Raw genomic sequence first — 23,965 nt, forward strand, 5'->3', positions numbered from 1 at the left:
AGGGATACAAACGTTTATCGCATGATAGGTTTATCGTCCAAATTCACCAAAATCAGACGCTAACTAAAATGTAAATGCAAATTTTCCTCATTGACCAAGCTTTTGAGTTTGCCAAAATTCTCTTCTGTTGGCACAATTTGCCAATGCGTTGGCATATTAAGATGGGCGATCGCATAGTCGTTATACACACATAGGTTAATCGGTACCCCTAATTGACCCGATGCATTGGCGGTCTGACTGTCCGCAAATTGGGCATTGTCGGCAGAGTGATTAAATTGATGCGATAAATAGTGAATTGTTGAGTTATTGGCGGTCGCTAACAATTGTTGTATTTGTTCAAACAGTGCCATATCATGACCTGCAATTTTGATGCTGATTTTTTTTAGCCAGCGTTTGCGCGCATCGGTTAAAGTCATTACCTCTTGTAGGCTGGCATAAAACGTGCCATCGCGTTCACGAATAGAGCCGTCGATGATCACCACGGTTTCCACTTTAAGCTTGTCTTTGACGCGGGCAAAGCGCTCGGCATAACAACTCACTTCGATACGACCTGTGCCGTCATCGAGCGTAATCACTGAGCGATTACCAAAGTTTGCGACATCGAGTATCAAGCCTGCAAAAAATACGGTTTCGCCATAGCTGGTTTCGCTCAAATCGCCCAATGTCTTTGGCGTATAGCGTTTTAACTCATCGCGATAACTATCAATCGGGTGGCCGGTGAGATAAAGTCCTAGCGTGTCTTTTTCGCCTTTTAAGCGCTCAGCATCTGTCCAGACTGGCTCACGGGGCAATGGGGGCGGCGCAGTGACTTCTTGTATATCGCTAAATAAATCAATCATCCCTAGGCTGTCATTGCTACGCTGTTGCTCAGCTGCTTGTACCGCTTTTGGCAATTCGGCAAGTAACGCGCCACGGATGTGATAAGCTTCATCCGCAGGCAAATCAGGTCGTAATTTTGGCGCAAAACTATCAAAACAGCCTGCTTTAACCAATGCTTCAAGGGTGCGTTTATTGACTTTTCGCGTGTCAACACGGCGGCAAAAATCATACAAATCGGTAAACTCACCGCCCGCGTTTCGCGCTTCCACGATAGACTCTACGGCACCTTCACCTACGCCTTTAATGCCGCCTAACCCATACACAATGGTCGTCGGGTTAATCGGCACAAATGCCCAATTGGAGTGGTTAACGCTAGGGTTTTCTACTTTTAAACCAAAATTTTCGCGGCAATCATTGATAAAAAACACCACGCCATCGGTATTATTCATGTCCGAGGTGATGACCGCCGCCATAAATTCGGCAGGATAGTAGTGTTTTAAATAGGCGGTTTGATAGGCTAGCACGCCGTATGCCGCTGAGTGTGATTTGTTAAACCCGTAGCCGGCAAATTTTTCCATCAAATCAAACACGCCACCTGCAAGTTTATCATCGATGCCTTGATCAATTGCCCCTTCCACAAAAATACTGCGCTGTTTTGCCATTTCTTCGGGTTTTTTCTTACCCATCGCGCGGCGTAGCATATCGGCACCGCCTAGACTATAGCCTGCCATCGCTTGCGAAATTTGCATTACCTGTTCTTGATAGACAATGACCCCATAGGTATTTTCCAGTATCGGCTCAAGTCGGTCATGGTCATAGATGACCTCTTCGCGGCCGTGTTTACGGTCAATGTACATATCGACCATCCCGGCATCGAGTGGACCCGGGCGGTACAGCGCACACATGGCGATGACGTCTTCAATATTGGTCGGTTTAAGCTTGGCCAAATATTTTTTCATGCCGGTACTTTCAAGCTGGAATACAGCGGTGGTATGGGCATCTTGTAGCAGCGTATAGGTGGGCTTATCGTCTAACGGTAAAGTCTCAAGATCAAGCGGTGGCTTCTGTTCTTTAGCGCGGCGTGCATTGATATTTTTTACTGCCGCATTAATCACCGTTAGGTTTCGTAGACCCAGAAAGTCAAATTTTACTAAGCCAACTGCTTCCACATCGTCTTTATCAAACTGACTGACGGGATGACCCTCTTCATCACAATAGATTGCGCTATAATCGGTGATTTTGGTCGGCGCAATAAGTACGCCCCCTGCATGTTTACCAACGCCCCGGGTAATCCCTTCGAGCCGTACTGCCATTTCCCAAATCTCATTGGCATCTTCATAATCCATATTGTCAGGATTGTTAAGCAAATCTTTGAGCTGCGGTTCGGCTTCAACCGCGTCAGCGAGCGAAATACCTGGGGTTTTAGGGATGAGTTTAGAGATTTTATCAGCAAGACCATACGATTTACCTTGAACGCGCGCGACATCACGTACCACCGCTTTTGCCGCCATCGTACCAAAGGTGATGATTTGGGATACCGCTTCTCGTCCGTATTTTTGCGCCACATAATCAATGACGCGGTCGCGCCCTTCGATACAAAAATCGACGTCAAAGTCTGGCATGGATACCCGCTCAGGGTTCAAAAACCGTTCAAACAGTAGGTCATATTCTAGCGGGTCTAAGTCAGTGATATTGAGCGAATACGCCACTAACGACCCCGCGCCTGAGCCACGACCAGGACCTACAGGCACATCATTGGCTTTTGACCAGCGGATAAAGTCCATCACGATTAAGAAATAACCGGGGAAACCCATATTCAAAATCGTCGTGAGTTCAAACTCCAAACGCGCATCATACGGCTTGCGTTTTTCTACCCAGCTGTCGTCGCGTTTTTCGATGGGGTAGAGTTTTTCAAGGCGTTTTTCTAGACCTTCTTGGGCAGTGCGCCGAAAGAAAGTTTCAATGGTATCGCCTTCGGGAATGGGGAATTCGGGTAAATCGTGATGACCCATGTGAATAATGACGTTACAGCGTTTTGCCAAATCCAAGGTGTTGTCAATCACCGCTGGCATGTCGCTAAACAGGGCAGTCATCTTATCTTGGGTTTTTAAATATTGCTCAGGGGAATAATCACGTGGGCGATTGGGGTCGGCAAGCACTTGCGAATTGGCGATACACACCCGTGCTTCGTGCGCTTCAAAATCATCTTCTGTTAAAAAACGCACGTCATTATGGGCAATGATAGGCACATCAAAGGCATTTGACATGCGAATGGCTTGCTCGATAAAACGGTCTTCGTTGGCACGCTGGGTGCGTTTAATGGCAAAATAGACACGATCGGCAAATGTAGTTTGCCATTGTTGTAGTAGGCTATCGGCTTTTTCTGGGTGACCTGATAACATGGCTTGACCGACGTCTGATTTTTCGGTGAATAGCACAATCACGCCTTCACTGCGCTCAAAAATCCAGTCACGCTGAATAATCGGTTTGCCCACTACTTGACCATCGACAAAGCCTTTTGACACGATATTGGTCAAATTCTTGTAGCCGATTTGGTTGCTGGCAAGTAGCGTTACTGTCGTACTATCATTTTCAAGCCATACCTCAGAGCCGATAATCGGCTTGATACCGGCATCCAAGCAAGCTTTATAGAATTTGACCGTGGCATACAGGTTGGATAAATCACTAATAGCAAGCGCCAGTTGGTTGTCGGCTTTGGCAGCTTTGACCAACGCTTTGATGCGTACAATCGAGTCAGTGATAGAAAATTCGGTGTGAATACCAAAGTGTACAAATGCCATGTATTGCCTTTATCGCGGTTTATCTTTAGCCCGCTATTATACTATGAATTGCAAAACTGCGAACCTACAAAATCAGCAACAAAATGCCTAAAAAGTATCAGTGGACGCTAAGAATTTACGATTTAATATGATAAAATAGTAGACCTTTACGCCTATAGCTTAACTGGATAGAGCAGTTGCCTCCTAAGCGACCGACGTGGGTTCAAGTCCCGCTGGGCGTACCAGTTTTTTTGACATCAAAAACTTATAAAAATAAAAAACCCAATAAAAAATTATTGGGTTTGGTTGAAAAAAGTAAAACTTAGCTTAAACGTTTGGCATTAGCGGCCACGCGGCTATAGATAGGGTGCATCCCTTTTTCTAATACATGCAGCGCTTCTTGGTTAACAGCATAAAAGAAGTTTTGCAATGAAATCGGTTGACCCAAGCTTAATTTCATACAATTTGAAAACATTAATTGCCCAATATTTTGCTGCGCAACGAGCGCTTGCCAAGCCATTTGCGTCCAAGATTCAAAAAATGCGATGGGTTTTTCAGTCACCATACGCTCCATTTCTTTCATTTCTTTGGCATTGTTGAGGGGGTTTTGTTTCGCTATCATATAGATACGGCGCTGCATGACTTGTGGTACGCGAACTGAAAAATCTTCAGATTGCTGACACATTTTTTCAACTTTTTGGTTAATATGTTCGTAGGTAGCCATAAGGACTCCATTGATAACAACAGTAAAATACAGGATTGACAGTAAAGTGTAGTGCTATTATACACTGATTTAAATTAAGTTAATAATAGCAAACTCATTGGGTATACAATAGTTACTTAACATTACGCAAATAATTAGATTTCATTTAATCAAATCATTGGTGATCGCTAACCATAATCGATGTAATCAGGGTTTTAGTTGACGTCATGAACATGAAACTATTTTATCTTTATCAAGCTAACAATGCGCCCCATCATTGGTAATAAATTCATAAAATATTAACTGATAGCTTTATCAGTGTTTATCAAAAGGTATAAAAATGACCATTCAAAGTCTTCCCTTAGTGATTACTTCGGGCGAACCTGCGGGTATTGGCATGGATATCATACTGATGCTTGCTGACAGACAGCAATTAAATCTGCCCAATCGCGCTGTCATTGTGTTGGCAGATATCAACGCGCTGCAAGAAAGGTATAGTGAGCTCAAACAAAAAGGCGCTGTAAAAGACGGATTGATGATTCAACAATTAGCGACGCATGAGTTACATGAGTTAAAAGATTTACCGCAAATTGCGCAACCCTCAGCGCATGATACTATTTTGGTGGTGGATGTGCCGACAGCACAACCTGTGGTAGCAGGGCAGCTAAATCCGCATAACGCGCCAATGGTCATCGCACAGTTGCAACTGGCGCATAAGCTCGCCATCAGCAAACAAGTCGCTGCAATTGTCACCGCGCCACTGCAAAAATCGGTGATTATGACTGTGTTGCCAGATTTTATGGGACATACCGAATTTTTTATGCAGCAGTCGGGGCTGGATAAAGTGGTGATGATGCTCGCCAATAATCTGATGAAAGTGGCTTTAGTCACCACCCATTTGCCCCTGCGTGCGGTCGCCGATGCGATTTCCCACGAAGAAGTGGCAAAAACCGTTGATATTGTCATCCATGATTGTCAGCAAAAATTTGGTCTCACTCACCCAAAAATATTGGTCTGTGGACTCAATCCTCATGCCGGGGAAAGAGGCTATCTAGGCAGAGAAGAAATTGACATCATCAATCCTGTGTTACAGCACTATCGCGATCAAGGTATTGATATTAGTTTGGCGATGCCAGCCGATACCTTGTTTACCCAAAAGCATATCGCCACTGCCGATGCCATTATCGCCATGTATCACGATCAGGGACTTGCGCCGCTCAAATCACATGGGTTTGGCGAAACCGTGAATATCACTTTAGGGTTGCCTTATATTCGCACCTCAGTCGATCATGGCACAGCACTGGATTTGGCAGGGACAGGCAAAGCGAGTGCCGATAGTCTGTATCGTGCGATTGACTATGCCAATAACATGGCGACCGCGATTGCCCACTAATCATCCTCACCGATAATTATCCTCACCGATAATTAGGCTCACAAAAAAAGCCAATCGTCATGGATTGGCTTTTTTATTGCGATATTTTAAATAGATTTTTAACTATTTTAAGCAGCTATTTAATTATTTTAAATAACTGGCAGGGTTCACTGGCGTACCCCGATATCGGATTTGGAACTCTACGGCAGGTTGATTCAAATTATTGTCCGTCCCAACGGTACCGATGGTTTGACCTGCTTGCACCGTTTGGCGCTCTTGTACAGCAAAATTTCCCAAATGCGCATAGGCACTAATGTAGTCGCTGTTGTGCTGAATCAATATCAATTTGCCATATTCTGGCAAATCACTACCGACATACAGCACCGTACCTGGCTGGCTGGCGACAACATTTGCCCCTGCTTGTCCGCCAAACCACATACCTAACGTACCTGTTTGCTGGTTAAACGGCCGCAATAGATTGCCATTCGTAGGACGTAACCAACCTTGTGACAAGCTGCTGGTTGGCACGATGACTTGGTTTGGCATCGGTAACGGGGTTGATAAGTTATTGGCTTGTCTAGGTGGGTAATAAGTCGGGTTAGACGGGCGGGATGATTGATTGACCGTCACAGGGCGAATGGTCGTTGGGCGATAAGAAGTGGGACTACTTGCTGAGGTTAAAATCAAGCGTTGCCCTGGATAAATCGTATAGTTGCTATCGAGCCCGTTGAGCGCACCAACCCGACGATAATCCAATCCATAAGTGGCGGCGATTTTGCTTAAAGTATCGCCGTTTCTGACAATATAATAGTTGGGCACACCCCGTACATACACAGGGCGCTTATCCACGGTCGCGATCTTCTGTGAAGCGCAAGCGGTCATCAACACCGCCGTACAGGCTATCGCACTAATTTTTACCAGTTTGGGCGTGCACAGTGTTTTATAAGTGGCAAACATAACAGTCATTCCTAGCAAGTGATACAAAAAAAATTACAACAAGTCAGGGTATAGTAACTAACTTTTAACCACTTACAAAGTAACTGAAGTGAACAACAACGTTTCTTTGCCAAACGATAACAAATAGCAACATTTTGGACTCAAATGAAAACCTGGCGCAAAATCCCTTGTTTATCCATTGCTTACCATCCATCCGTTGCCTAGCATTCCTAAAAATTTGTACGGACTATTTAACTTAATAGGGCGATTAAATAGGCTGATTGAACAGGGCAATAGGGTGTTATTCATGGGTCATAATTGGCTTGGCAGGGCTGTATTTTTTTAGTTTTAAAAATAGCCAAATGCCTATGACCAAATTTATCACCCCGACAATCGCAAATAGCATCGGCAGGCTCACGTTAACTAGCGTCAAACAAACAATCGAAAAAATCGCCGAACCCACCATAAATACGGCATTTAAAATATTGTTGGCACCGATAATGCGAGCACGGCTTGTTTCAGGTGAATAAGCTTGCATATAAGCGTATAAAGGTACAATATAAATACCGCCTGAAAAACCCAATAAAAACAAATCGACAAACACACGAATAGCACCTTGCGTGGCAAAAATCATACCGATACTATAGTGCGCGCTGTTGGCGAGGGGCGGCAAATGCATCGCTGAAAGCGTGAAGTATAAGTCAATCGCAAAAATCGTCAATCCTGCAATCCCAAAGGGCAACAGCTTTAAACTCACTTGGTTTTTAGTCAACGTTTTACATAACAGTGAGCCGAGCGCCGTACCGACAGAAAACAGCGTCAATAAAAATATCACGACGCTTTCATCGCCTAGCAAAATAGACTTGCTAAATTCAGGTACTTGGGTCAAAAACGTGGCACCATAAAACCAAAACCAACTATTACCCAAAATGGTAAACCACATAATCGGTAAGCGATATAAATTGGCAATGGTTTGCCAGCTAGTACGAAAGATATTCCAGTCGATGGTCAAATCAGGCTGTGGCGCAGTCATGACGGGAATAAACCGAGAAGCCAAGTAGCCCATAATCGCCACAAAAACCGTCACCCCAGATATCCAAAACAGCGGACTGTCTAATTTCATCAATACGCCAGCCAGCATCATCCCTGTCAAAATAGCCAGTGACGTGCCCATTTGGAACAGCCCATTGGCTCCTACCAACTCATCGGTAGTCATGGCTTGGGGTAGATAAGCATATTTGATAGGACCAAAAAACGTCGAATGGGTACCCATCAAAAATAACGCCACAAATAATAGCGGATAAATCTCAAACACAAACCCAAATGCGGCAACTACCATGATGACGATTTCAAGGATTTTAATCAGCCTTGTCAGCCAAGATTTTTCATATTTATCAGCAATTTGACCCGCCAAGGCGGAAAACAAAAAAAACGGCAATACAAATAGCATCGCCGCCAGATTGTTGAGCAAACTGACACGCATCCCCAATTTTGCCGCTGCCATAAAGGTCAGTACTAGAATCAAACCTTGCTTAAATACATTGTCATTAAATGCCCCTAAAAACTGGGTAGCAAACATGGCGCTAAAGCGTTTGTATTTAAAAAGCGCAAATTGGGTACTCATGAGCAATCCTAGAAATGTCTGATGATGACTATCTTAACAAATATTTTACAAAGGGTTGCGAAAATGTTTGGTTAGTAAAATGTTTATGCTAAAATCGCCTAGTGCTCGCTCAAGGATTTGATTTTTATCATGAAACCAATAAATTTGCTACCCTATCGTCCGTCAATCGCATTGACCGATAACCCGTTTAGTTTTGTTCATGCCATTTCTCTACTATCGTCAAATCCTTATCAAAGCCCGACCCAATCTAGCGTATCAAACCATTCGCTGTTTCGCTTGACACCCATACGTTTGGCCATTGCTTTGGTTGGTATGGGTGTGGTGCCTGCTTGGGGGGCACAAACGCCAACAATAACAATGCCAGCTACTGTTAGTAGTTCAGCTAATAGCTCAGCAACGAATAGCACGCTAACCACGAACAGCGCAGCGCACACGACCGCCAATGACAGCAAGGGCACCACGGCAACGCAAAATACCACGCCTGCGGCAACTGGGCAAGATAGTATCACTACCGATGCCAACACCGCTCAGCCTTATCTGTATCAACTCAATCAGCAGCGTGTTGAAGATAAAATTGGACAACAACTCGATAATCAGACCTTGGCAGACTTTAATAATTTTAACCAACCTGTGGCGACGTTGAAACAAAACCAACCTAGTGTCGGCTACAGTAAAGCATTAGACCAAACAACGCCGCAGTCGGTTGCCAATCAAATCAACAATAGCAAGCCTGCACCCAGGGCAACCGTGAACACTCAGGCGCAAGCACAAATCACTGAGCAGCTAACCACCGAAAAACAGAATTTCGACGCGATTAATCAAAAGGTGAGCGAGCAAACCAATTTATCTAATCAAAATATCGCTAACCAAAATGTTGCTAATCAGAATGTTAGTAATCAAGGCGTTGCCAATGATGCCAGCAATATCAAATCCACCGACACCATCAATCCCAATGATTACTTGCCCGCCTATCAACAGCAAACAACGGCATTGACCACCCCACAAGCCAACTCAACCGTGACCGCAGAGTCGCAAGGCATCGTGGCGCGTTTGAAGAACAAAATCATTGGTCGCGGCGAAGGGCTCAACTATATTGATATCAGCTTTGCCAATGCAGATGCCAAACTTGAGCCTGCGCGCAATATCAAGGCAGCATTGGAAAAAGTGACCGTCGAATCGGTGTCGGATTTTAATGCCAGTGTGAACAAATTACGCCAAATTGCCAAAGATGCGGCAGAGGCGGTGGGTTTTTATGACACTAAAATCGCTTTCAAACATTTAGGCAAAGACAATATCCAAGTCAGCTTAGAGGTCGGCAAACCCGTCATCGTGCAAAATCGCATCATTGATATCCGTGGTGAAGGTGGGGAAGGCGATAACGCCCTGCCGGTGTATCCTGTGATAGAAAAAGAAATCCCGCCCAAAGAAGGGGATGTGTTCAGTCATGGTATCTATAAAGCCGCAAAGGCCACGATTGAAGGCGTCGCGCAGACCAATGGTTACTTCGATGCCAAATGGCTCAATAGTTCGGTGGATATTATTTTGCCGGACAATACCGCGGATGTTGACCTAATTTATGACACAAAGACTCGCTATCACTTTGATGATGTAAAAATATACAGCATTGATAAACAAGGCAATTTGACCGATGACCCCGATAAACTGCCTTTAAAGCCAAAGCTAATGAAAGCCTTAATGACGTACCAAAAAGGCGATGCCTACTATCAACCCTTTGTCAGCGAATTTACCAACAATTTGACAGCCACCCGTTATTTTAATGGGGTGGATGTGGATGTCATCATGCCATCGGACGAAGCAGCAAGCGATATCGCATTTGAACAATCTGGCTCGGCGACACTCAGCAATGCCAACACCAGTAATACGACAGCCGACAATACCGCGGACACTTCTGATACATCTGCCGGTATTTTACCTACCAAGTCAACCGATCAAAGTCTCGCATCTCAAAGTAATTTAGATCAAATCAACTCCGCTCAAAGTAACTCATCTGAACTTCAATCCGCAGGTACTGTCGATAGCACGACACAAAAAACCGTCAATCAGGTGCAAGACCCCAATGACATTGCGCCGATTCAATTTGAAGTCGATGACTCGACCGAACAACGTCTCAATGCCATCAGCCGAAAAGCCAAAAACTTATTGGCCGCACCCGAAGATATGGAGTTATCACCCGAGGCTGAAAATAAAAGTAAAAATCCGCTGGTGGTCATTGCCAATGTGGTCAGTAAAACGGCAAAAAAACTGGATAAAGACAAAGACTTACCCATTAAACCACGAGAAGACCAAGTCATACCAAAGCTCACGCCACAACAAGTGTATGAAACAAAGCAAATCCCAACCTATGTGGTACTCAATGCCACCAAGCCGCATGAGGCACAGTTGGGTTTGGGTTATGAAACGGACGTAGGCGTGCGCTTGACTGGTAAATATCAAAACAACTTGGTTAACCGAAGTGGTCTGCAGACTGGGGCATCAGTAGCATTATCTAAAGTCGATCAAGCGGTGGAATTTACTGCCAGTTTACCCTATAAGCATCCCCTCAACGATAAACTAACAGGCACAGTCGGCTATCAACACAAAGAAGTTGATGACCTAGTCAACACCTTTGAAGCGGACACGGTCTATGCCAGTATCGCCCGCAATATTTATCATGATAGTGGTTGGAATCGCACCTATTCGCTGCGCTACCGCGGCGATAAACTCACAGTCGATCCTGAAAAATATAGCACCGATAGCTTGCCTTATCCTTTTAACAACTACGCATCGGATTATACCCAACAAGCCTTGTTAGCGGGTTATGCAATTAATAAAACGGTAGCAGACAATATGCTGACGCCAATGTGGGGTTATAGCCAACGTTATTCGCTTGAAGTCGGTGCTAAAGGGGCACTGAGTGACACCAATATGGCCATTCTACGTGCGGGTGGTACTGGGATGTATACTTTTGGCAAAGATAACAAACAACAAGTGATTGGGCGACTGGATTTGGGTTATCTATATAGCGGTGATTTTTATGATGTGCCTTACCGTTCACGCTTTTTTGCCGGCGGTGATTCTAGTATCCGCGGCTACAACACCGATAGTTTAGGACCGACCTATGGTGGCGAAAATTTCTTAGTCGGCGGTGATGCGTTAGCAGTAGGGTCGGCAGAGTATAACTATGAGTTTAGACCGAGTTTTCGGGGCGCTGTGTTTACCGACTTTGGTAATGCGTATGATACGACTGGCGAATATGATAACGCAACGGCGGTCAGTATTGGTACAGGAATCCGCTGGCAATCACCGATAGGCTTGGTACGGCTCGATGTGGCAAAAGGTCTGACCGGGGATAACAACGATGTCCGTTTACATTTCTTTATCGGTTCACCGCTATAATAATTTGGCTAAAAATTATTGCATTATTTTGTGCAAGGTTTTTAGTTAAGATTTTTGGATAAAAGTTTGCTAGTATGTGAGGTTTATCCAATATACCGCCCATATACAGCGCATACAACCTGTGTTTTTGTAGTTAGCCAACGATTGATTTGCGATATTAATGAAAGACGATAATAACAACGACTCATTGCCCGAAGATGTCACCAAGCCTGATGATGAATCGTTGGTAGATAACAACCTAGACACTAAAAATCTAGACACTAAAAGTCCAGACGGTGAAGATTTAGACCCTGCAAAAAAAGAGGTGGGTTGGCTTCGGCACTGGTATCGGCAGGGTCTTGTCACTAAAATTGTTATTGTGTTAGCCGTTATTTTGATTGCAATTTTGTTAGGGGCTTATTATGCCGTCGGCACCCCGTGGGGTACACGGTTACTTATCAATGCCATCGTTCAAGAAACAGGTATCAGCCTAACATACGGCAAAGGCAATCTTCGCGATGGCATTTGGGTTTACGATCTTAAAATTCCTGATAAACCGCCAAAAAATTATGTTGAAGTCACCGTCGATAAAGCCTATGTCAAAATTGGCTGGCGCGCCCTTATCAATAAACAAGTGCATCTGCGTGAAGCCAACATCAATCGCATGGTCATCACCTACAAAAAACCACCTTCCAATAAACCCTTTGATTACCCACGCATTGCGCTGCCTGTTAACTTAACCTTAGATGACGTACAAGCGAATTTAGTGCGTTATCAGCAAGTGACCCGCGACCCCATCGATTTTAAACAAGCCCATATCCAAGATTTTACTTGGTATGATACCCAAATCACGGTTGGCGAAGGTAAATTGGCATATAACAATTTATTAAGCGTTGATAAAGTCAAAGGCAAAATTGACCTGCAGCATGATTATCCGCTGGATGTGACAGGACTGGTTATTGTCAATTCATTGTCAAAAGTGTATGTCGATGCGCTTGATACTCATGCCACAGGCAGTTTGAAATTTTTGACCGCGGATATAAAAAGTAAATACAATCAATCGGATGTTACTGGGCATTTAACGGCGCAGCCGATGGATAAAAATGCGCCATTTAATGCCAAACTTGAATGGAAAGATGTGTTATTACCCTATGCCACCAGTCAAAACATCCACCTAAAAAATGGACTAGCGACCGCGACAGGCGTGACCAATAATATCCAGCTGCGTATCAATACTGATTTGACTGCCAAAGATATCCCCGATGGGCATTATCAAGGCCGCGGCGTGATTGCCAATCAAAAACTCAGTATCGAATACCTCACGGCTAAGGTCGCGCAAGGCACATTGACCAGTCAAGGCACGATTGATTGGCATGACCGCACCCGTATTGCCCTGATGAATACGGGGAATGGCTTTAAGATTCGTCAGTTGTTGTCAAAAGACATCGCCCCCTATGCGCCAGAGACCTTAACAGGCAAATTAGGCATCGTCTATGATGTGGCAACCGATAAATTGCCGATGCAAGTACGGGCAAATCTGCGCCAAGATGATGGTGAAATTATCAATGCCGATATCCGACAAGCCAAAGGCAACCATAAACCTTATACTATCGATGCCAATTGGCAACAGCTGATACGTCACAATCTACCGAGCATTGGCGAGCTTAACAGTCCCAATGGCAAAGCGCACGTGATTTTTCAGCCGGCAGACGGCAAGCGACCCAGCAGTGTACAAGCCCAAGTCAATGCCAATATCCTAAAGCTCAATCAAGCCCCAAGCGGTCATTACCAAGTCAATGTCAACAAAACAGGTCAGATAGTTGATATCACTCAATTGCTGTATCAAGGCGTGGCAGGTAATTTGGCAGGCAATGGTAAAATCAAACTTGCCAGCGGCAATCAGCCGTTAGCTTGGCAAATCAATGCCAAAGCCAATCATTTAAATGCCCACAGCATTTTAAATAGCATCCCGCTGCAAGACTTGACGGGCAATGTGGTTGCCAGCGGTACCCTGCAACAGCTCCGCCAAGCCAATCGAGCAGTTGTGACCCGTCATGATGTCACTATCAACCAAATTGACATGACAGGGGATTTATTGGGCGCCAACAATAGCAAAAAACACTTAGCGTTAAAAGGCGCAGGCAAAGTACGTGCCGATCTACTGGGCAATAAGTTATCTTATATCGCCGCCAAATTTGATGGTAGCCTCAACGCGCCAAACGTACCCGCAGGCGTGTTTAAATTTGATATTGCAGGCACGCCACAACAGCTCAAAATTAATCAATTTAGCCATCAAGGTAAAGAAGGGTATATCAACGCCAACGGTAGCTTTGATATGAGCAATGGTGCCGGCTGGCATATCAATGCTGACATGAAAAATTTTGATGCCAGCTATTTTGTGCCAAGTCTGCCAAGCCAAATCACCGGCACCATCAATACCGATGGCTACTGGCGGGCAGGCGCTCAGTACATTCATATCGCCAATATGAATCTCACAGGCAGGCTAAAAAACCAACCGTTATTGGCGACAGGTCAATTGACCGCAAAACTGAATTTGCCAAAAGATCTAAGTAGTCTGCGTCAAGTCATTGAAAATAGCGCCAATAGTCAAAAATACGGACACATCCGCCGTCTTATTGAAAGTCTGCAAGCCAATAATCTATTGGTACAATGGGGTAGCAATCGTATCACCGCCAATGGTAACCAAAACCAACTGGTGACCAGTGTCGATATCAGCACACTCAATCAGCTCATGCCGCAGCTAAAAGGTATTGTTAAAGGTGGTATTGTCTTAACCCAAGATAACAACCAAGCACTGCCTAATATCTATGTGGATTTAGTCGGGCGTAACATTTCACTGCCAAACTTTGTGGTACTCGATGCCAAAATCACCGGCAAATTGGTCAATCTTGCCAAATCACCCAGTCAGTTGCAATTGACTGCAACGGGTATCAATATCGCTAATCAACCGCTGCGCTCTTTGCAACTGTATTTTAACGGTACCCAAGACAATCACACCTTGGATGTCAAAGCAGATAGTACCAAAGGACAAGTACAAGCGACGCTCAAAGGTCGTATCGATCTTGCCAAAAAACAGTGGTCGGGTATGCTCGGTAATGGACAAATTGGTACCAAATATGCCAAGTTGCAACAGCTACAACCCGCCCAAATGCTATTTGGCTGGCAAAACCTAAATGTACAAATGGCGGCACACTGCTGGAAAATGGTGGGTCAAAACGGCAGTCTGTGTCTAAAAAACAACCTTGTGGTCAGTAATGGGCAAGGCAATGTCGATGTCAGCTTGCAACAAATTGATAGCCAAATTTTCTCTGTGGTGATGCCGCGTGATATCGCTTGGTCAGGAAAACTCAACGGCACCGCACTCGTTCATTGGCAGAAAAACCAACGACCCAGTATCAATGCCAGCTTCTTTACCGATAACGGGGTATTTGGCACCGCCGCACAAACCCCTGAAGAAAATCCAACGACCATTGCCTATGAGCGTATCAGTGTCATCGCCCGTTCAACCGCAGAAGGGCCAAAACTTCGCGCAGATATCAAAACCGCCAATGGCGCGGGCAACGGGTATTTGGATGCCACTGTCAATCCCTACATACAGTCAAAACCGATTTCAGGCACTGTTGTTTTTCAAGATATTGACTTGGCGGTATTTAAACCTTTCTTCCCATCGTTTGAACGCTTGACAGGTAACGGTCTAGTGGCAGGTAAAATCAGCGGCTCATTAATGCAGCCCAAATTTGTTGGCGATATTGAGCTACAAGACGCCGGCCTTAGCATCACAGGCGTGCCGATGCGCTTTGATAAGATTAATGTGTTATCGCACGTGGCAGGCAATCAAGCCTCTATCAATGGGTCTTTTGCCAGTGCAGGCGATGGTCAAGGTACCATTACTGGTACAGTTGACTGGACACATGAGCTGCAGGCCAAGCTGAAGTTGCAAGGTAAAGCGCTGCAAGTGAGTCAGCCACCTGAAATTACTGCCATTATTAATCCAATTTTTGATGTGATTGTCAAACCTAGCCAGCGCTACGTGAATATCGTAGGCGTGGTTGATGTGCCTCGTGCCACCATTCGCCCACCTGAAACCACAAGCAATGTGGTGAGCAAATCCCCAGATGTTAACGTGATTGATAGACGCTTGATGGGTCAGATTGATGATGTGCTAAAAGTCACTCAACCCTGGAGCATCAACGCAGATGTGGGTGTGGATCTCGGCGAGCGCGTAAGCTTCCAAGGTTTTGGGGCACGCTTGCCATTGGCGGGTGCACTGCATATTACCCAGCGCGGTCAAGGCACCATGAAAGCAGAAGGGGTGGTACAAGTATCACGCCGCTCAAAAGTCGAAGTATTTGGGCAAAGCTTGACTCTAAACTTTGCGCAAGTTCGGTTCAATGGTGAAGTGATGAAACCACTGCTAAACGTAGAGGCAGTAAAAGACGTGCAAGGCGTACAAGTGGGTGTCAAAGTCAAAGGCAGCACCAGTGCGCCAAATATTACCGTGTTTAATAATGGCGGACTCAGTGAACAGCAGGCGATGAATGCGTGGGTGACAGGTAGTCTAAATAACAATTCAGGTCAAAATACCAACGAACAAGACTTTAGAAACCGCGTTAACAATACCATTGCCGCAGCAGGGTTAAGTTATGGCTTAAGCGGGACGCGCCAATTTACCAACCAAATTGGTCGGGCGTTTGGGTTGCAGCGTTTAACGTTAGATGCCAATGGCTCGGGCAATGACACCTTGGTCAGTCTAACGGGGTATATCACCCCAGACTTGTTTATACGTTATGGGGTAGGCGTGTTCACCTCGCAGCCTGAGCTCAGTATGCGTTATCAATTAACAAGACGCTTGTATATTGAGTCTAAATCTGCCATCAATAACTCTGTCGATTTGATTTATAACTGGCGCTATTAATGGGTTGATAAACAGTAAAAAGGCTGAGTTAATGCTCAGCCTTTTTTGGTTTCACTGTTTGTTGGTTTCACGGTTTGTTGGTTTTACTGTTTTTTAGCTTAAGTTTTGGTTAAGGACACCAATTACGCACACCATAAAACAGCACTTGCGCCTGTTTGATACAGCGATTGAGATAATCTTGTTTACCTTGTACCTCGGTGGGGTCAAATTTGAGCCATTGATACACCCAAGAAAAATACATATTCACGCCCATATCCGCAATCAGCAGGCGCACTTCTTGATTTAAATGTCCAAAGGCAGGTTGCATCGCCAAATCATCGGTCATGATTTGCGCAAACAAGCTGATTTGCTCATCAAGTGCATTTTGCACAGCTTGGTTGCCACCATAGCGCTCAGAGACAATAAAGTGCCAGTGCAATGACGCGTGCTCCACACTTTCTAAAAAGAAACGCACGCTTGAGGCAATTTGCCCTTCATGCGTTCGGGTGCGACCCAGCTGCAAATGATCGCGCAGACTTTGCAGCGTGTGACCGAGTTCTTCATTGACTAAGCAGGTGCCAAGCTCATCGATATCCTGAAAATGTCGATAAAAAGCCGTTGGCACTACGCCCACTTCGCGGCTAATCTGGCGAAGTGAAATCGACGAAAACGCATGCCCTGACCTCGATAACTGAAGCACCGATTGAAAAAAGGCTTGACGGGTTTGGCGTTTTTGCAAGTCACGGCTAGTCATTAGGTATCCAATCAGCGGGTTAAATAAGGAAAAATATTCTAAGCCGAAAACGCCAAATATACAATCGTTGACGATTGACGATTGACGATTGATGATTGAAGCTCAGCGATGAGGTTTAAATATTCACCGACCAATTGCCCTTTAACGCTTGCGCGAGCCGATAGGCTTCATGATCATTCATGCCAGTCAGCATGTCTAAAATACACAATATATTTTGATAAACATCATCCCCTAATTGCCGACTAACATTGCTTAAATGGGCATTTAATAGATTAAGCAGTCGTAATTGCTCAAACTGAGCAATACTGTCTGCTGAATTACCCGTCAACGCGAGCGGCATAAACGCATCAAGTAGCGTATGTAAACAGCGGTTTGACATGATTTCAACGCGTACTTTGCTTGGATGTTGAAAAATACGGGTATGGGCTAGGCTTTTGGCTTCACTGATACTACTGCGTACATTATTCGGGCAGTAGTCAAATAAGCTGCCCGTCAGCTCACCTGCCAATAAAGCAGCTTGGTTGGCAACAAAGGCATCAGTGACTTTGTCTACCAATCGCCGCATTGCTCGACCCCGTAGCGCGGCTAATTTTTGGCTGATAGGCGCATTGGTCATGACTTCAGGCGGTACGCCAAGCCGTTTACCGACGAGTTTGAGCAGTAGTGGCTCAACTTCATGATACTCTAACATACCTAGTAAAATCCCATCTTCCAAATCAATCAGCGCATAACAGATATCATCGGCGGCTTCTAGCAAATAAGCCAATGGATGCCGCGCATAACCCCTTTGGGTTTTGGGTAATTGCAGCTGCTCTGCCAAATCATGCAAAAACGGCGCTTCACTTTCAAAGCAGCCAAATTTCTTGAGCGTTAAGGGCGAGGGCAGTGCGTCACTGTCACTGACTGGGTTGATAGGGGTGGAAAGATAAGGGTATTTCATAAAAGCGCCCAGCGTTGCCGCTGTCAAGCGCATGCCACCTGCATCAGGATGATGCTCGTTACGGGTCAGCAGTCGAAAGCCTTGCGCATTGCCTTCATACGCTAATAAATCTATTCGCTGGCGTGGGGTAAGCCGCCTTAGATACTGGCGCTGGGCAGGCTGAAAAAACCAATCTCGAATCGCCTGTTCACCCGCATGCCCAAACGGGGGATTACCGATGTCATGTGCCAAACAAGCTGCCTGCACAATGACTCCCATGTCCGAAATCGTAAAGCCGCTTGGCAAGTCATTACCGAGTTTCTCCGCGCTCATCATCCCTAGTGAGCGCCCAATACAAGATACTTCAAGCGAATGGGTTAAGCGGGTATGAATACCCATCTCATGGGTTAACGGATGCACTTGGGTTTTTTGATTCAATTGGCGAAAAGATTGCGAAAAAACCAGCCTGTCATAGTCCTTATGAAATGCCGTCCTTGACATCTTGGATTGGGTAAACTGATTGCTATGATAGATAGGTTTGGCAGATAACAGCGCTTGCCATTGCTTGTGTGTATTTTTTTTCATTATTATTTTCAGTCTTACAGAAAAATGGGGTGGATGGGATTAACTAACTAGCTAATTGATTCTAGCTAGATAATTGATTATTAACCAGTTTGGATGAATATTTTTTCAAAAGTTTGATGACACTATACCATTTATCGCAAAAAAATGACCAAATAGGAATTTTTCTGATAAAACAATTGTGTAATTTTTTATTATTGTTATAATTTAGTAACAAATACATTGTAGAATGTAATCACCATAAGATAAATGTAATATTTGATTACCTTTGTAAATTGCTTTTGTAGCCCTACCACGCATAGTTTTCGGTCTATGTCGTATATGGATAGTTGCTAAGTAACACGATGAAATTTAATCGGTTAAATTTCAAATTTTTTAGGACATAAGTTATGATCCATCAAGTGAACGATACTAAAGGCACCGATGATAGTGTAGAAATGACGCGCCATCACTCCAAAATCAACATTCATAGTGTTGTACTGGTAATTATGTTAGCGCTCGTGGTGACATTTTTGATGGTGGTGGGGGTCAGTTATCTGTATGAAGCTAACAACTTAAAAGGACAGTCATCAAAATATTTTTGTCCGTCAGCGTCTGCCGTACAAGTGGGTATATGCATTAAAAGCTAATAGTGGGTTTGCTATTAGGCGTGAATGGTTATTATATCTGCCGACTGGGTTAATCCAGTCGGTTTTTTAATGGCTAAATTAAAACGCTTTGAATTAAAATGCTTTTAATTGATATGCTTTGAATTAAAGCGTTTTGAGCTGATAAATGCCGGCAAAAATTTGCCCCATTTTTTTATATTTAAGTGGCTCAAGTGACGCGGTAAAAGATTCTAACAGGTGGCTATGATCTTGATCGCTTTCGATATACAGTAATGTCTGTGAATGGATTAACTGATGGTTGATTAACCCATGCAAAATTGTCCCCCATAACGCTAGTTGATAAGGCGGGTCGATAAACACCACATCAAACGGCTCGGTGTTTGCCAGTTGGGGCAAAGCTTGTTGTATCGTAGCTTCCATTGTCACAATTTTTGTATCAGCAATACCTAACAGGGATTGGGTGGCTTTAATGTGCCTACATTGCTCATGGTTAGGCTCGATAGAAGTTAACTGCTTGGCACCCCGCGACAAGGCTTCAAAACCGAGCACCCCACTACCAGCACAGCAATCTAGTACCTTGGCATTGACTAAATCATCGGCAAGCCAGTTAAATATTGTCTCTCGGACACGGTCGGGGGTTGGTCGCAACCCATCGGCATCGATAAACGCTACCAAACGCCGACGATACTCGCCGCCGATAATACGCACGTGAGAAACTGGCGGGGATTTGGTCGCTTTATTGGGTCGTTTGCTAATTTTGGACATCATAGTTCGGACATCATAGTTTGGACAGCTGCATTACGTCAGTCAGCGCCACCCACTGCAGTGAGTTTGGCGGTATTGGGTTTTGCGATAATAGGTTTACCTGACAAAACTAACGCTGCCCGTTGCAATTTGGCAGCTTGTTTTTCGGCATTGATTTTGACAAGTTCTTCAGGGGACGGTGGCACAATCGGTTTTTTGATTTTATCAATGAGCCAGTAATCCATCATTTTACGCACAATTGGCGCTACCCAGCCACCATGGCGCCCATTTTCTACGATAACGGCAATGGCAATTTGCGGGTTTTCTACTGGGGCAAAACCAACAAACCAGCCATGATCCCAGTGACGCGAGTCAAGCGCGGCTTCGTTATAGCGTTTACCTTGTGCGATAGATTTGACCTGCGCTGTGCCTGTTTTGCCAGCGATGCGATAAGTTGGCGTGTAAATATTATGCGCTGTGCCTTTTTTGACCACATCTTCCATCGCTAGGTGCATACGCTGCCAATCATTGGGGTTACCGTTGTATTGAATTTTACCATCGGGCTTTTCAATAGGGGTGACATGTTCGGCACCGGTGGATTTTTTAAGCAGATGGGGGGTTAAATGCTGTCCATCACCGGCTAGCATGGCGATACCATTGGCAATCTGTAAGGGTGTCGCCAAAAAATACCCTTGCCCAATACTCACAGAAATGGTTTCCCCAGGCAACCAGGCTTTTTTGTAAGTTTTCATTTTCCATTCAGTAGAAGGGTAGACGCCGGTTTTCTCTCCCGGCAAATCAATCCCTGTTTTACTACCAAAATTAAAACGCGTCATCCAATCATGAAGCCGGTCAATACCGAGTTGATAAGACAGCTTGTAGTAGTAGGTATCGACAGATTCGACCACGGATTTATGCAAATTGACGTTACCATGCCCTGATTTTTTCCAGTCACGAAATTTATGGCTATCGCCAGGCAGACTAAAATAACCCGGATCATAAATACTACTGTCCCATCCCATCATGCCGTAATGAATCCCTGCCAAACCCTCAATCGGTTTGATAGAAGAACCCGGGGGATATTGTCCTTGCAGCGCGCGATTGTACAGTGGCATGTCGGGGTCTTGTTGCAGCGCCTTGTATTCTCTGCTACTAATCCCAGTGATAAAGGGGTTGGGGTCAAAACTTGGGTTACTGACAAAGGCTAAAATCTCGCCAGTGTTGGGGTCAATTGCCACTGCCGCGCCGCGTTTGCCATTTAACAAATCGCTGGTCAATTTTTGCAAGCCATAATCAAGGCTTAGATAAATATCATTGCCGGGAATGGGCGGTTTGGTATCGAGTTTTTTGATGATATCACCATAAGCATTGGTTTCAATTGACTGATAACCGGGTTTGCCCAGTAGCAGCGGCTCGTAATATTTTTCAATCCCTGTTTTACCAATCAAGTCGGTGCCTGCATACAGCTTTTTATCCAGCTTTTTACTGTCGTTGTCGCTGATACGCCCAACATAGCCAATCACATGGGCAAACAAATCACTGTAGGGATAGGTGCGCGTGAGTTTACTTTGAATCGTCACGCCTTTAAAAAACGGTTTACGTTCACTAAACTGGGCAACTTGCTGTTCGGTAAGTCCAATTTTAATGGTGACAGGTTCGTTTTTACTTTTTTTAAGGGCTTTTGAAGCTTCACTGATTTCTTCAGGTGTCAACTGAAAAATCGGGGTGAGTAGTGCCAAGGTATTATCAGGATTGTCAATCTCATCAGGACTGATGACAGCGGTAAAAACAGGCTGGTTATCTGCCAAAATCACGCCGTTACGATCATAAATGTAGCCGCGACTGGGCGGCGCAGAAACCAGCTTGATACGATTATTGTCAGACTGGGTGACGTACTGGTCGTGGGTATAAATTTGTAGATAAGCATAGCGTACAATCAAGCCAACCAAGCCCAAAAAAACAAACACCGATGCCAAAATTACCCGGCGGCGAAAGATAAGATTTTCACGTTGCATATCTGAAGAATGGGGTGGTTTCATAAGCGGGTAACAGCAATTAGAACGGTTTTAAAAAGGGTCGCGGTGCGATGAATGTTTAGCTTAATGCAAATATAGGGATATCACCCAGCTACTAAGCTCCTATATGGGTGGCTTAAGTATGGGTGGCTTAAATCTGATGGCTTAAGTCAAAATTTAAGAGCGATATACTAGCATAAAATATGGCAAATAAGCATGCCCAAATCCTGCCAAAATCGCAAATAACTAACGGCTGCCGTCAAAACAACTGTATCAAATTATGATAGCCGCATTGACGGCAATATGGATGATAACATACGGACTCAAAACCGCTAAAAATACAACTTCTTCAGGTAAAATATATCTTTCTGTGCTAAAATCTAGCAGTTTGAACGCACCCATATTCACGCACCCATACTACAGACGTTGTCAAGCAAACCTTGTAATGTCATCTCGGTTTTATGGTCCTTTGATTTTAGCTTTTTCACCATGTGAGCTTTTTTGATATGTTTGCAGAAATTTGGCACAAGCTTGCAACCCATCCGCAATTTTTCGCCATGCTGACCATTCCATTTGTGACAGCAATCGTGACTTGGGCGCATGTATGGATGGCGCTCAAGATGCTATTTTATCCCATTCATTTTTGGGGGATTAAGATTCAAGGCTTCCCAGGCGGCGGTATCGGCTGGCAGGGCATTGTGCCACGCAAAGCGGGTAAAATATCTGGGATTATCGTTGACCAAACTTTATCCAAGCTTGGCTCGCTCGATGAGTTTTTCCAAGCCATGCACCCTGAAGAAGTGGCGGATTTTATCAGCCAAACCATGAACCAAAACTTGGATTTGCTGATTGATGAAATCATGAATGAGCGCTCGGCAACGCTGTGGGCGAATTTGCCTTTTGCTGTCAAACGCCGTATCTATGCGTATGGACACGAGCAATTGCCAGCTATCATGAAAAATCTGGTGCTCGACTTGACCTACAATGTCGAAAACTTGGTTGATATGCGCGAGATGATTGTCAACAAGATGGAAAGCGACCGTGCGCTGATGGTGCGGATGTTTCTCAAAGTAGGTCAAAAAGAGATTAATTTTATTTGGCATATCAGTGCGCTGATTGGGTTTGTATTTGGTATTTTGCAGATGGCGATTTTTTGGTTTGTGCCGCAGCATTGGACGGTGCCGTTTTTTGCCGCGATTTGGGGGCTATTGACCAACTGGATTGCCATTTGGATGGTGTTTAATCCGATTGAGCCGCATTATTATCGCTATCCCAAATTTTTTAGTTTTAGCAAATCGCTGCCATTTATTCGCTTTGAAAAACCGCACATGGGACAATTTAACTGGCAAGGTGGTTTTATGAAACGCCAACCTGAGGTCTCTGAGGTGTTTGCTGAGATTGTGGTCAAAGATTTGGTCACGCTCAAAAACATCATGCATGAAATGATGTATGGCAGCCGTGCGATGCAAACGCGTGAGCTGATTAAAAAACACCTAAACCCAATTTTGGAATCACAGGTGATTCAAACAAGCTTGAAATTTGGTTTGGGTCGTAAAGAGTTTGGTCAGCTCAGACACGTGATTATTGATAAGTCAATTGCAGCGACTATGGTGCCGATGAGTAATCCTGAGCTAAACCTTAGCCGCGCAGAAAAAATCTTTGGGCTGTTTCGAGACCGTATTCGCGCATTGACGCCCAATGAATTTCAAAATCTGTTGCGTCCTGCCTTTCGTGAAGATGAATTAACACTGATTATTTTGGGCGGTGTGACAGGGTTTTTGGCGGGCTGGATACATTTGATATTGGTGTTTTATTAATT

The 23,965-nt window shown here is 44.6% G+C and carries 13 protein-coding genes and 1 tRNA gene; 6 read left to right on the plus strand and 8 right to left on the minus strand.

Going from position 1 to position 23,965, the window contains the following annotated elements:
- Positions 1-59 precede the first annotated feature (59 nt).
- Positions 60-3,620 carry a DNA polymerase III subunit alpha gene (dnaE, locus tag RNZ41_RS04450; RefSeq protein ID WP_314027683.1) on the minus strand — a complete coding sequence of 1,187 codons (3,561 nt, stop codon included), beginning with the start codon at positions 3,618-3,620 and terminating at the stop codon, positions 60-62.
- Positions 3,621-3,768: 148 nt separating this feature from the next.
- Between dnaE and RNZ41_RS04455 the strand changes: the two genes are divergently transcribed.
- Positions 3,769-3,844, plus strand: a tRNA-Arg gene (locus RNZ41_RS04455).
- 77 nt (positions 3,845-3,921) lie between these two features.
- Here RNZ41_RS04455 and RNZ41_RS04460 read toward each other — a convergent pair.
- The gene (locus RNZ41_RS04460; protein WP_060995430.1) at positions 3,922-4,323 is read right to left on the minus strand and encodes a hypothetical protein; all 402 of its coding nucleotides are present in this window, start codon (positions 4,321-4,323) and stop codon (positions 3,922-3,924) included.
- A gap of 319 nt (positions 4,324-4,642) precedes the next feature.
- On the opposite strand from RNZ41_RS04460, the gene pdxA reads away from it, so the two are divergent.
- A complete protein-coding gene (gene pdxA / locus RNZ41_RS04465; protein WP_314027684.1) occupies positions 4,643-5,695 on the plus strand; it encodes a 4-hydroxythreonine-4-phosphate dehydrogenase PdxA in 1,053 nt (350 codons plus the stop codon).
- 123 nt (positions 5,696-5,818) lie between these two features.
- Here pdxA and RNZ41_RS04470 read toward each other — a convergent pair whose 3' ends face one another.
- Both RNZ41_RS04470 and RNZ41_RS04475 read right to left on the minus strand, forming a co-directional pair.
- Positions 5,819-6,631 (minus strand): peptidoglycan DD-metalloendopeptidase family protein, encoded by an 813-nt coding sequence (locus RNZ41_RS04470; RefSeq protein ID WP_314027685.1) that lies wholly within the window; start codon positions 6,629-6,631, stop codon positions 5,819-5,821.
- A 280-nt stretch (positions 6,632-6,911) separates the two neighbouring features.
- Positions 6,912-8,234 (minus strand): MFS transporter, encoded by a 1,323-nt coding sequence (locus RNZ41_RS04475; RefSeq protein ID WP_076774146.1) that lies wholly within the window; start codon positions 8,232-8,234, stop codon positions 6,912-6,914.
- A gap of 129 nt (positions 8,235-8,363) precedes the next feature.
- Here RNZ41_RS04475 and RNZ41_RS04480 point away from each other — a divergent pair, with 129 nt between their 5' ends.
- Positions 8,364-11,630 carry an autotransporter assembly complex protein TamA gene (locus RNZ41_RS04480; RefSeq protein WP_314027686.1) on the plus strand — a complete coding sequence of 1,089 codons (3,267 nt, stop codon included), beginning with the start codon at positions 8,364-8,366 and terminating at the stop codon, positions 11,628-11,630.
- A gap of 160 nt (positions 11,631-11,790) precedes the next feature.
- Complete coding sequence (locus RNZ41_RS04485; protein ID WP_314027687.1) at positions 11,791-16,545, plus strand: translocation/assembly module TamB domain-containing protein; 4,755 nt, start codon at positions 11,791-11,793, stop codon at positions 16,543-16,545.
- A 109-nt stretch (positions 16,546-16,654) separates the two neighbouring features.
- On the opposite strand, the gene RNZ41_RS04490 is transcribed toward RNZ41_RS04485, so the two are convergent.
- Both RNZ41_RS04490 and RNZ41_RS04495 read right to left on the minus strand, forming a co-directional pair.
- The gene (locus RNZ41_RS04490; protein WP_159770785.1) at positions 16,655-17,278 is read right to left on the minus strand and encodes a TetR family transcriptional regulator; all 624 of its coding nucleotides are present in this window, start codon (positions 17,276-17,278) and stop codon (positions 16,655-16,657) included.
- A gap of 115 nt (positions 17,279-17,393) precedes the next feature.
- Positions 17,394-18,782, minus strand: a complete 1,389-nt coding sequence (locus RNZ41_RS04495) for a deoxyguanosinetriphosphate triphosphohydrolase (RefSeq protein WP_312385725.1) — start codon at positions 18,780-18,782, stop codon at positions 17,394-17,396.
- A gap of 386 nt (positions 18,783-19,168) precedes the next feature.
- Here RNZ41_RS04495 and RNZ41_RS04500 point away from each other — a divergent pair, with 386 nt between their 5' ends.
- Positions 19,169-19,408 carry a hypothetical protein gene (locus RNZ41_RS04500; RefSeq protein ID WP_314027688.1) on the plus strand — a complete coding sequence of 80 codons (240 nt, stop codon included), beginning with the start codon at positions 19,169-19,171 and terminating at the stop codon, positions 19,406-19,408.
- A gap of 123 nt (positions 19,409-19,531) precedes the next feature.
- Here the strand turns inward: RNZ41_RS04500 and rsmD are convergent, their stop codons facing one another.
- Both rsmD and mrdA read right to left on the minus strand, forming a co-directional pair.
- Complete coding sequence (gene rsmD, locus RNZ41_RS04505) at positions 19,532-20,155, minus strand: 16S rRNA (guanine(966)-N(2))-methyltransferase RsmD (protein WP_314027689.1); 624 nt, start codon at positions 20,153-20,155, stop codon at positions 19,532-19,534.
- 35 nt (positions 20,156-20,190) lie between these two features.
- Positions 20,191-22,170: a penicillin-binding protein 2 gene (mrdA, locus tag RNZ41_RS04510; protein WP_314027690.1), complete on the minus strand. Its 1,980-nt coding sequence runs from the start codon at positions 22,168-22,170 to the stop codon at positions 20,191-20,193.
- A 482-nt stretch (positions 22,171-22,652) separates the two neighbouring features.
- Here mrdA and RNZ41_RS04515 point away from each other — a divergent pair, with 482 nt between their 5' ends.
- Positions 22,653-23,963, plus strand: a complete 1,311-nt coding sequence (locus tag RNZ41_RS04515; RefSeq protein WP_007115272.1) for a DUF445 domain-containing protein — start codon at positions 22,653-22,655, stop codon at positions 23,961-23,963.
- The last annotated feature ends 2 nt before the right edge of the window (positions 23,964-23,965 follow it).

This window comes from Moraxella sp. DOX410 (assembly GCF_032248735.1).
GTDB lineage: Bacteria > Pseudomonadota > Gammaproteobacteria > Pseudomonadales > Moraxellaceae > Faucicola > Faucicola tetraodonis.